The 10,336-nt window shown below is 59.4% G+C and carries 11 protein-coding genes and 1 pseudogene; 6 read left to right on the plus strand and 6 right to left on the minus strand.

Annotation, left to right across the window (positions count from 1 at the left end; translation table 11 throughout):
- Nucleotides 1-431 precede the first annotated feature (431 nt).
- Nucleotides 432-638: a hypothetical protein gene (locus tag ACTNA2_RS08790; protein ID WP_441049318.1), complete on the plus strand. Its 207-nt coding sequence runs from the start codon at nucleotides 432-434 to the stop codon at nucleotides 636-638.
- A 294-nt stretch (nucleotides 639-932) separates the two neighbouring features.
- On the opposite strand, the gene ACTNA2_RS08795 is transcribed toward ACTNA2_RS08790, so the two are convergent.
- The 5 genes from ACTNA2_RS08795 to ACTNA2_RS08815 all read right to left on the minus strand — a co-directional run bounded on the left by ACTNA2_RS08795 (nucleotide 933) and on the right by ACTNA2_RS08815 (nucleotide 5,741).
- A complete protein-coding gene (locus tag ACTNA2_RS08795) occupies nucleotides 933-2,420 on the minus strand; it encodes a sugar nucleotide-binding protein (RefSeq protein ID WP_441049320.1) in 1,488 nt (495 codons plus the stop codon).
- 159 nt (nucleotides 2,421-2,579) lie between these two features.
- Nucleotides 2,580-3,599, minus strand: coding sequence for a dTDP-glucose 4,6-dehydratase (gene rfbB, locus ACTNA2_RS08800; RefSeq protein WP_441049322.1), 1,020 nt, complete (start codon nucleotides 3,597-3,599; stop codon nucleotides 2,580-2,582).
- A gap of 12 nt (nucleotides 3,600-3,611) precedes the next feature.
- Nucleotides 3,612-4,520 (minus strand): glucose-1-phosphate thymidylyltransferase RfbA, encoded by a 909-nt coding sequence (gene rfbA / locus ACTNA2_RS08805; RefSeq protein ID WP_441049324.1) that lies wholly within the window; start codon nucleotides 4,518-4,520, stop codon nucleotides 3,612-3,614.
- A gap of 172 nt (nucleotides 4,521-4,692) precedes the next feature.
- Nucleotides 4,693-5,040 (minus strand): DUF2304 domain-containing protein, encoded by a 348-nt coding sequence (locus tag ACTNA2_RS08810; RefSeq protein ID WP_441049326.1) that lies wholly within the window; start codon nucleotides 5,038-5,040, stop codon nucleotides 4,693-4,695.
- A gap of 5 nt (nucleotides 5,041-5,045) precedes the next feature.
- On the minus strand, nucleotides 5,046-5,741 hold the full coding sequence (locus ACTNA2_RS08815; protein WP_441049328.1) for a glycosyltransferase family 2 protein: 696 nt from the start codon (nucleotides 5,739-5,741) through the stop codon (nucleotides 5,046-5,048).
- A 168-nt stretch (nucleotides 5,742-5,909) separates the two neighbouring features.
- Here ACTNA2_RS08815 and ACTNA2_RS08820 point away from each other — a divergent pair, with 168 nt between their 5' ends.
- On the plus strand, nucleotides 5,910-6,581 hold the full coding sequence (locus ACTNA2_RS08820; RefSeq protein ID WP_441049330.1) for a DapH/DapD/GlmU-related protein: 672 nt from the start codon (nucleotides 5,910-5,912) through the stop codon (nucleotides 6,579-6,581).
- Nucleotides 6,582-6,598: 17 nt separating this feature from the next.
- Nucleotides 6,599-7,444, plus strand: a complete 846-nt coding sequence (locus ACTNA2_RS08825; protein WP_441049332.1) for a lipopolysaccharide biosynthesis protein — start codon at nucleotides 6,599-6,601, stop codon at nucleotides 7,442-7,444.
- Nucleotides 7,445-7,723: 279 nt separating this feature from the next.
- Here ACTNA2_RS08825 and ACTNA2_RS08830 read toward each other — a convergent pair.
- Nucleotides 7,724-8,068: pseudogene (locus ACTNA2_RS08830) on the minus strand (transposase); the annotation flags it as partial.
- A 143-nt stretch (nucleotides 8,069-8,211) separates the two neighbouring features.
- Between ACTNA2_RS08830 and ACTNA2_RS08835 the strand changes: the two are divergent.
- The 3 genes from ACTNA2_RS08835 to ACTNA2_RS08845 are packed head-to-tail and all read left to right on the plus strand — an operon-like array spanning nucleotide 8,212 to nucleotide 10,271.
- On the plus strand, nucleotides 8,212-8,586 hold the full coding sequence (locus ACTNA2_RS08835) for a helix-turn-helix domain-containing protein (protein WP_441049334.1): 375 nt from the start codon (nucleotides 8,212-8,214) through the stop codon (nucleotides 8,584-8,586).
- Nucleotides 8,587-8,625: 39 nt separating this feature from the next.
- Nucleotides 8,626-9,648: a Mu transposase domain-containing protein gene (locus ACTNA2_RS08840; protein WP_441049336.1), complete on the plus strand. Its 1,023-nt coding sequence runs from the start codon at nucleotides 8,626-8,628 to the stop codon at nucleotides 9,646-9,648.
- 2 nt (nucleotides 9,649-9,650) lie between these two features.
- Nucleotides 9,651-10,271, plus strand: a complete 621-nt coding sequence (locus ACTNA2_RS08845; protein ID WP_441049338.1) for an ATP-binding protein — start codon at nucleotides 9,651-9,653, stop codon at nucleotides 10,269-10,271.
- Nucleotides 10,272-10,336 lie beyond the last annotated feature (65 nt).

Below are 10,336 nucleotides of genomic sequence, written 5' to 3' on the forward strand. Positions count from 1 at the left end.
TTGCCTTTCCACGAATCCTAACTTCAGCAATTAAGATTCTAGGCGATAACCGCTTCCTGCTTTCTACGGCCAGGGAAGCGGCCCCTTACACCAACATTCGGCACGCGATCTTAACACGGCAAGAGTATAGGCAAGGAAAACGATCATAGACCATAAAAAAACGCGAGAAATCGCCGGAAGAAACGCTGTATCCGCCCCAAGCAAAGTATCAAACACGAATTTGGGAGAGGTTCATCACGTGCATGTGCTACAACGCGCCGATCGACCTCGTCGCCGAGGTTTGCGGCATCGCCCACAAGACCGCGTTCGAGTGACGCCACCAGGTCTTCACCACGGTCGACGGCTACCAGGACCGGCTGGTACTGAGAGGCAGGATCTGGATCGACGGGCTCTACCTCACCGACTCCGACATCGTTCGAAGTGCGGACTTCGTGTCCAAGAGGAGTCTCTCCAAGAACAAGATCCACATAACGGTCACCATCGACGCGTTCAAGAACGCGGTCGTCGTCACATGCGGCCACGGTAAGCCGTCGTCGAAGAGCATCGAGGATGCGCTATTCTCCCATATCGCGCCGGGTCCGGTCATCATGCAAGACGTGGAGCGGTCACACCCAGCGCTCGTGAAAGCGGCCAGATGAACGGACGAGGTGTGCAAGGCGGACGTCAACGACCCGGCGTACCTGGAGGCGATGGAGACCTGGCCGACAACCTCTGCTCTTGGCTTCGGCGATACCTCTTCCTCCTCCCGGGCATGAAGAAGGCGAACCTGCAGTCTCTTACCTGAACTGGTTCATCTACCTGTTCGGAGTGCGTCGCGACAAGGAAGAATGGCCCAAAACTGCAAGGGTGCTGCGCCATCCGCTCACAACGGATTCGCATTACCGCAGCTCATGATAGATCGGAGACCCGCACGCTCCGAAACTCTCGGAAAACTACTTGACAAGCAGCTCGTCCATGTACGCGTCGAGCTCGGTGTGCCAGTCCGCGGGCGCAAAGCCCGTGGCTTCCAGCTTGCCCAGATCCAGCGCGGAATGTTCCGGGCGCGGGGCCACGGGACCGGTGGCGTTGGCGTAGTAGCTCTCCGTGGTAACAGGCACCACCTTGGCACCGTTGCCGTTAGCGCGATCGAACACCATGGCCGCGATCTGCGCCCAGCTGGCAACGTCGCCAGAGTTGGTGCAATTGTAGACGCCGTAGGGCGCGGGAGCCGTGGGCTCCATGTCGCCTTCGCGGTAACCAAGCAGGTGGAAGATGGCGCCCGCCATGGTCTTGGTGAAGGTAAGGCGGCCCACTTGGTCGTCAACCACGATGACCTGCTCGAGGGCATCCTCGGCGTTGGCGCAGCGATCGGACAGCATGCGCATGGCCTTCACGAAGTTGTGCCCCTCGCCGATGACCCAGCTGGAGCGCAGGATGTAGTGCGCGGGGTACCCCTCCACCGCGAGGTTACCGGCGGCCTCGGACTGGCCGTAGACGGACAACGGCGACGGGACCTCGTCCTCGGTGTGGAGCGGAGCCGTGCCGTCGAACACGTAGTCCGAGCTCACGTGCACGAGCGTGAGGCCGTGCTCAGCGCAGGTGCGGGCGAGCAGGGCCGGCCCCGTGGCGTTGGCGGCCCAGCAGACGCGGCGTCCCTCGGGAGTCTCAGCCTTGTCCACCGCGGTGTAGGCGCCGCAGTTGATCACGGTGCCGTAGACCGACCAGTCGTACTTGGAGTACGCAGATGGGTCGGACATGTCGAACGTGTCGATGTCGCAGTAGTCGAAGGTATCGGCCAGGCCGCGCTCCTCAGCCATGGCGCGCACGGCACGGCCCAGCTGACCGTTGCAGCCGGTCACGAGCGTGCGGCGCGGGGCCATGGGCAGGGCGTCAGCGAGCATGGGGTGCGCCTTGTCGGCCTCGGAGAGCTCGCACTCCTCCAGCGGGATGGGCCACTGGATGGCGAGCTCGGGGTCGGCCAGGTTCACGAAGGTGTAGGTCTTCTTGAGCTCGAGCGACCAGTGGGCGTCCACCAGGTAGGTGTAGGCGGTGCCGTCCTCCAGGGCCTGGTAGGAGTTGCCCACGCCGCGCGGCACGAAGATGGCGCGCGAGGGGTCGAGCGTGCAGGTGAAGACCTTCCCGAAGCCCGCACCGGGGCGCAGGTCCACCCACGCGCCGAAGACCGAGCCGGTGGCCACGGAGATGAACTTGTCCCAGGGCTCGGCGTGGATGCCGCGGGTGACGCCCTTGTTGTCGTTGAAGGAGATGTTGTTCTGCACGAAGCGGAGGTCGGGGATGCCCGCCGCCACCATCTTCTCGCGCTGCCAGTTCTCCTTGAACCAGCCGCGGTTGTCGCCGTGGACGGGGAGCTCCACCACCTTGAGCCCGGGGATGCCGGTCTCCGTGACGGTGAGCTGCTTCTCGAAATCGAATTCTGCCATGAGGTCCGTTCCTTTCCAAAATCCCGGCCCGTGCGCGGCGACCCCCCGGGATCATCACCATGTCCGCAAGGGAGCGCACCGCGCACGGGCCGAGAAGGCACGTAGCGCAAAAACGGGCACCGTCGGACCAAAAACCAACGTTGCCCAAAAAAGAAGTTTCTACTGCCCCTGGGCCTTGTAGCGGGCCTCGGTAGCTGCCTTGACGGGCTCCCACCAGGCGCGGTTCTCGGTGTACCAGGCAATGGTCTGGTCCAGGCCCTCGGAGAAGTCGGTGTGCTTGGGCTCCCAGCCCAGCTCGCGGCGGAGCTTCGTGGAGTCGATGGCGTAGCGGCGGTCGTGGCCGGGGCGGTCGCGCACCCAGTCGAAGTCGTCCGCGGGCATGCCCATGCGCTCGAGGATGGCGCGCAGCACGTCGATGTTGGACCTCTCGCCGTCGGCGCCGATGAGGTAGGTCTCGCCCATCTCACCCTTGGTGAGGATGGTCCACACGGCGCTGGAGTGGTCGTCGGTGTGGATCCAGTCGCGCACGTTGCGGCCGTCGCCGTAGAGCTTGGGGCGCACGCCGTCCAGGATGTTGGTGATCTGGCGCGGGATGAACTTCTCCACGTGCTGGTAGGGGCCGTAGTTGTTGGAGCAGTTGGAGATGGTCGCCCTCACGCCGAAGGTGCGGTGCCAGGCGCGCACCAGGTGGTCGGAGGCCGCCTTGGTGGAGCTGTAGGGGGAGCTGGGGCGGTACGGGGTCTCCTCGGTGAAGCGCGCCGGGTCGTCCAGCGCGAGGTCGCCGTAGACCTCGTCGGTGGAGACGTGGTGGTAGCGCACGCCGAACTTTCGCGCGGCCTGCAGCAGGCAGAAGGTACCCTCCACGTTGGTGCACAGGAAGGGCGTGGGATCGTCGATGGAGTTGTCGTTGTGGCTCTCGGCAGCGTAGTGCACGATGGCGTCGTGGCCGGGCACGAGGCGGTCGAGCAGCTCGGAGTCGCAGATGTCGCCCACCACGAGCTCCACGCGGCCAGCGGGCAGGCCCGCGATGTTCTCGCGGTTGCCGGCGTAGGTGAGCTTGTCGAGCACGGTCACGTGCACCTCAGGGTGGTTCTTGACCACGTAGTGCACGAAGTTGGACCCGATGAAGCCGCAGCCGCCGGTGACGATGATGTTCTTAGGTTCGAAGTTCTCGGACAAGGTGGTTCTCCCCTATTCCTCATAACTATTGTTCTTGGAATTAATGGCGCCAGCGGCTACCTGCTTGAGGTGCCCACCGTAGACGGACTTACCGTAGGCCTCGGCGGCTGCCTCGAGGGCCGGCGTGTCGATCCAGCCGTTCTCCCAGGCGATCTCCTCGGGAACGGACACGGGCAGGTCCTGGGCGCGCTCCACGGAGCGCACAAACTCGGACGCCTCGTAAAGGGACTCCATGGTGCCGGTGTCCAGCCAAGCGTAGCCGCGGCCGAGAGTGACCACGGAAAGTGAACCATCGTCCAAGTACATCTGGTTGAGGGTGGTAATCTCGAGCTCGCCGCGCGCGGAGGGCTTTACCTTTTTGGCCATTTCAGTTACGCGACCATCATAGAAGAACACACCCGTAACGGCGTAGGAGCTCTTGGGATGCTCAGGCTTCTCCTCGATGGATATGGCGTTGAAATCCTTATCGAACTCCACCACGCCGAATCGCTCGGGATCATCCACGTGATAACCAAAAATAGTGGCGCCGCCTTCGCGCTCCGCAGTCTCGACGGCCCGCTTGAAATGACGAGAAAGGCCGTTACCATAGAAGATGTTGTCGCCCAGCACGAGCGCACAGGGCTCGCCGGCGATGAACTCCTCGCCGATGATGAAGGCCTGGGCCAGGCCGTCCGGAGAGGGCTGCTCGGCGTAGGAGAGGTTAACTCCGAAGCGGGAGCCGTCGCCCAGCAGGCGCTGGAAGTTAGGCAGGTCCGCCGGCGTGGAGATGACCAGGATGTCCCGAATGCCCGCCAGCATAAGGGTGGACAACGGGTAGTAAATCATGGGCTTGTCGTAGACCGGCAGCAACTGCTTGCTAGTGACGAGCGTGAGCGGATACAGGCGCGTGCCCGAGCCGCCCGCGAGGATGATGCCCTTCATAGGTTGGACCTCCGTAGACGGGCTGTACATAATTGTTTAAATTATACGCGAGGAAGCCCAGGCGTCCGAGGTTGTACAAAAGAAGCGCGTATAGAAAACCAGTGCACGCCATCATGCCGCCCCGACACGAGCACCACGGCCTCAAACAGCAAAGTAGCGACCATGCGCCAATTCACAACGACGAGTCTTTGAGCTCTTTTTCTACAACCGCCAGCCTCTGTGTCAGGTTCTTTATGCTTGAAGCCTGCTTGCTCACAACAACGCTAAGCATGAGAGAAAACGCAAGGAGCAGGAACAGGCCCAAAAAAAAGACAAAGTTCGTCGTCAGCACAAAGCCCAGCAGCTCTCCAACCGTGCCAATGAAGCCCGGAAAAAACGCCGCAATGAGAATCAAAACCGATAACAACAACCAGAAAAACGAATACTTAAGCGATAGCCTGCCTTTTGATACAAGGTTGATCACATACACAAAAAGAACGACCGCAAAAATCGCCGCGAAAACCTGGGTAACAAACGTCATATCAATCACCCTTCATGACCGGTAAGGGATACTATCAAGATTGCCATGGTTACTTTAATCATGTAGTAAATGCTAGACAATCCGCCGATAGAAGACTTACCACCCTGACGCTCACGCATCTCAACAGCGACATCTTTGACCATTAAGCCCCGCTTGAGACAAAGGGCAATGGACTCAGGCTCCGGATAATCAGCGGGATACGAGTCTGCAAACAACGCAATGGCCTTACGCCCGCATGCGCGGAAACCAGAAGTAGCATCGGTAACCGTGGCACCGGTAAGAACCTTCAACACTTTCTCAAACCACGTAATCCCAACACGACGGAGCCATGTTGATTGGAAACCTTCATTGACCTCGAGGAACCTCGACCCAATTGCCAGATCTGCACCCGCCTCAACCTGAGCAACAAGCTTCGATATATACGCCGGATCGTGCTGTCCATCACCATCCACCTGAACGTCAATGTCGTAGCCATTACGCTGAGCGTACTTATGACCACACTGGACGGCGCCACCAATGCCCAAGTTCTGAGCAAGGTCTAGCACATTCAAGCCGTTCTCGCGACAGACGGCGAGGGTATCGTCCTTGGAGCCGTCGTTTACAACCACGTAGTCATAACCAGCAGAAACGACAGCGTCGACTGTTGAAAGGATTGAATCCTGCTCGTTATATGCAGGAATTATTACGAGCACTTTGCTCACTTGGCCTCCTTACGGAACCACACGCCCAGAGCATGAGAATACGGCACGAAAGCTATCCTCTAATTCACAGGGCAGCAGGCAACCGAGTTCATCAGCAAAACCTAAACCTGAGCTTCAATTATACCTTCCTCGCTACTCCCGCCTTCTTGACGAAAAGACGATTGCACCATGTCCGCAATCGAGCCACACAAGCACACGGCACGGAACAGTTATACTTATTCAACCGTAATTCTGATTATTCCAAACGGTCCGCCACGGATGGAGTGCCCATGTACCTATTGGACAACTACTACACTCTGTCCGAAATTTCAAGCATGGTCCAATCCACGATCTGCACAAGGCTGTTCTATCCCAACGCACTCCTTATACGACGTCCGTTCTTTTTTGCGTGGCAAACCTCGCTTCTCTTACGGCAAAGGATTTACTACGGGATACGGATGCCGCATCGAGGCATTCGGAGATGGCAGACAGGACAAGACCATTCGCACTGAGATTGTAGAGAACTGCCATCTTGGCGACAACGTTCACATTGTCGCCACAAACCATGTCACAATCAGTAAAAACTTCCTTTCCGCATCGAAGGTATTCATTAGCGATTGCGGACACGGAGAGTACAGTGGACCAAACCCCAGTCACCCCGATACCGACCCAAGCAAGCGTGCCCTGGCCTCCATGCCCGTTATTATCGGTGACAACGTCTGGCTTGGCGAGAACGTCTGTGCGCTGAAAGGCGTGCACATCGGTGACGGCGCAATCATTGGCGCTAATGCGGTCGTGAGCAAAGACATTCCGGCCAACAGCATCGCGGTGGGTTCTCCGGCAAAGGTAATTAAACAATAATGCGAGGAGTCAAAAACGTGGATGAAAGCCTAGACAACGGACTGTCAATCAAGAAAAACCTGATTTGGAACTCCGTGGGCAACCTCATTTATCTAGGCACCCAATGGCTGTTTACATACATTGTGGCTATTCTTCTTGGATTTACGGAAGCGGGAGTATACGCACTCGCGGTAAGCGTGTGTTCCACCTTCCATACCATAGCCTCCTATTCAATGAGAAATTATCAGGCATCAGATATTGAGCGCAGGTATACCGACTCCGAATATGCAGGCTCACGAATCGTCACATCAATCATCGCCTTGATTGGCTGTGGTGCTTTAGTTCTCATTAAACGATATAAACCGGAGCCTGCATCATGCATCATGGTATTCATGCTGTTTAAACTGACAGAAGCCATGTCAGACGTTTATCAAGGCTCCATTCAGCTTCGCTCTCGCATGGATTATGTTGGTATATCGTTTGCTCTCCGCGGTGTGGCGACTCCCGCTGCGTTCATCGTGCTGCTTACGATAACCAAGTCCCTTGTCCTCGCCTTGATGGGCGTCACATTGGCTTCAGCTTCCATCGTTTGTTTCTATGATCGCAACAAAGCGCATGACCTTGCCTACACAAGCTCCATCTCCCTCAGTAACATCCTCTCCCTCCTTAAAGCTTGCTTTCCAACAGCCGCATACGGCCTACTATTTGCCGCGGCTGGACAACTTCCCCGCATGGCAATTGAATCCACCGCCGGAACCGAAGCCCTTGGCTTCTATAGCTCCATAGCCATGCCCGTCTCGATCATCCAGATTTCCGCAAGCTTCCTTTTTAATATGGGCAGGACATTGTCAATAGGCAATATCGGGCCCGGCCCATGGGTTTGATCCCAAGGGCCGGGCCCTTCCTCTATCTCCACCCTCCCGCGGTGACCTCGGCGTGTCTTTCCGACGCTCGTCTTTGCAGTTTAATATCCGCCCGTGGCACTGGCGTGCTGGACAATCCGTTGCTACGGCTGGGGCTACCTCGTCGATTCGACAGTCTGTTTACGCGGGTGGCGCTTTTGGCGCTCGCAGAAAAAGAGACTGGGGTTCGCCCCCAACGGCCTCGGATCGACCGCGGGATGGGAGGGATCGCGCTATGTCAACCGCGACACGGCATACGGCCTACGCCTCGGCCATGCAGCCGACGGCCCAGCACCAGCAGGCGAGTTCGCGCGCCGTGGCCACGTTCGCCTTGTTCTTGAGCACCCCGCGCTCGAGCATGGACTCCCGCCTCTGGATCAGCCTCCCCACACCCTTGATCGCGTGCCTTCTCGCCGCAGGGTCGGGAGATTGGCCCTTCGCGAGGTCCTTCGAGCATCGGCTGGCGTTGAGGTAGTGCCATGCGGCCTCCATCAGAACGCGCCTCAGGTGCTTGTTGCCGGCCTTGGTTATGCCGCCCCTGCAAACGCTCTCGCCGCTGGAGTGCTCGGACGGGGTGAGACCCACCCAAGCCGCGAACGACCCCGCGTTCTTGAACCTTGGGTGTCAGTGGTAGCGTAAAAGTGAACACTTCGGCTTGACCGTTTTGAGCACAAAAGCAAACATGCCGACCATCTCAAACGACTAACTTGGTTGTTGCCTAATAAATCAGCCAAGGAGGTCAGAAAGGTATGATCAGCATGTCCACCATCCATTCTATACGCCAAATGAGGAAGAATGGCGTGTCCATCGCCGAGATCGCCAGGATAGCCGGCGTCTCTCGCACCACCACCTACGCGAAGCTCGGCGACCCGGACCTCAGCCCCGATTTCCCCATCAAGAAGACCTCGGAGAGGATGCTCGATGACTACAGGCCCGTCATCGAGGGCTGGCTGGATGAGGACGCCAAGACCTGGCGCAAGCAACGCCACACCGCCCGTCGGATTTGGCACAGGCTTCGAGACGAGTACGGCGTCAAATGCTGCGAGTCCACGGTCCGCCACTACGTCGCCGAGCTCAAAAAGCAGCGGCGCGCCGTCGCCGAGGGTTTCCTCGACCTGGTTTAGAACCCAGGCGAGGCGCAGGCGGACTTCTACGTCTACGGCGTGAAGAAGCGCCTGAGCTATTTCGTCCTGTCGTTCCCCTTCTCGAACATGGGTTTTGCCCAGGTGTTCCCGTCCGAGAACTCGGAATGCGTCTGCCAGGCGCTGAAGCAGACCTTCGAGTACGTCGGCGGCGTGCCGATGCGCATCGTCTTCGACAACGCCACCGGCGTCGGCCGCCGGGTATGCGAGGCCATTCGCACCACCGAGACCTTCACAGCCTTCGCCGCGCATTACGGGTTCGGCTTCAGCTTCTGCAACCCCAGCTCGGGCCATGAGAAGGGCAACGTCGAGCGCAAGGTCGATTTCATCAGGCACAACCTGTTCGTACCGGTCTACCGCATCTACTCCGTCGAGAACTTCAACGAGAGGCTGCTGGGCATGTGCACGGACCTCGCGAAGGAGCACTACATGAAGGGTGAGGACGAGGGCCGGCTATTAATGGAGGACCGTCTGGCGATGAGCGGGCTGCCGGACAAGGCGTTCAACGTGGTCAGGTACGTCACGGCCAAAGCCAGCAAGCAGGGAAAGGTCCAGGTGGACGGCCGCCATTTCTACTCGACGGACCCGTCGCTTGCGGGCTCGACGCTCGTCGTCGCCCTGCGCGCCACGAAGGTCGGCATCTACACGGAAGACGGCGAGCTGGTGTGCGAGCATGAGCGCGCGTACGGCTCGGCCCCCTCCGACTCCGCCAACCCCGCAAGCCAGCTGCCCCTGCTCAGCTTCAAGGTCGGCGCGTGGAAGAACAGCCAGGTAAGAGACGTGCTTCCGGGCGACGTGGCCGCGTATATGGACAAGCTGGGCAAGCCCGACCTGAGGGCGGTCCTGCGAACCATGGACAGCCAGGTCGGCCGATACGGCTGGGACGGGGCGGTCGAGGCCATATCGTTGGCCCTCTCGTCTACGGGCCGCCTGGACGAATCCACGGTGGCCATGGCCGCCGCCAGCGCGAACAGCGCATCGATCGTCTACGACGAGCCCATCGACCTGGGCGTATACGACGCGGCGATGAGGAGGGCGGTGTAGCCATGGCCATCAGGTCGAAAGAAGATGCCGGGCAGCTCCGCGAGCGTGCGCGCAGCAAGTACTTCTCCAACGAGACCGTGGATTGGTTCCTGGGCAGCGCGAGCGCGGCGCAGCTGCGCGCCGTGATGGACCTTCTCGAATACGAGATTGACGTCAGGGAGCGCAACAAGCGCGCAAGGCTGTACAGGAGAGCGAGGTTCCCGCAGGTCAAGTCGTTCGAGGGCTACGATTTCTCCGAAGTCGGGATGCCGGACGGCTACACGGAGGACGACTTGAAGTCGCTGTCGTTCGTCGATGCCGCCCAGGACTTCGTCTTCTACGGCCAGACCGGCCGAGGGAAGACCCATCTCGCCATAGCCATCGGCAACGCATGCGTCAAGGCCGGCAAGACAGTTCGCTTCTACACGACCGCCGAGCTCGCGATGGCGCTGGGCCGGGCCAGCCGCGAGCACGCGCTGGAGGCGTACATGCGGGACATCTCGAAAAACGACCTAATCATCCTGGATGAATTCGGGTATGTCCCGCTCGACACCGAGAGCGCGCAGCTGCTGTTCCAGGTGATGTCCGACTGCTACGAGGGTAGTGTCCCGAATGTTGGTGTAGAGCTCGGTTTTCGAGGGTAGCCGCAGGCTGCCCGAGGAGCCGAGAATCACCTAGAATGCCGTCATTCTAGCGCATGCTACGCCGC

Source organism: Collinsella sp. HCP28S3_E9, assembly GCF_052065455.1.
Taxonomy (GTDB): domain Bacteria; phylum Actinomycetota; class Coriobacteriia; order Coriobacteriales; family Coriobacteriaceae; genus Collinsella.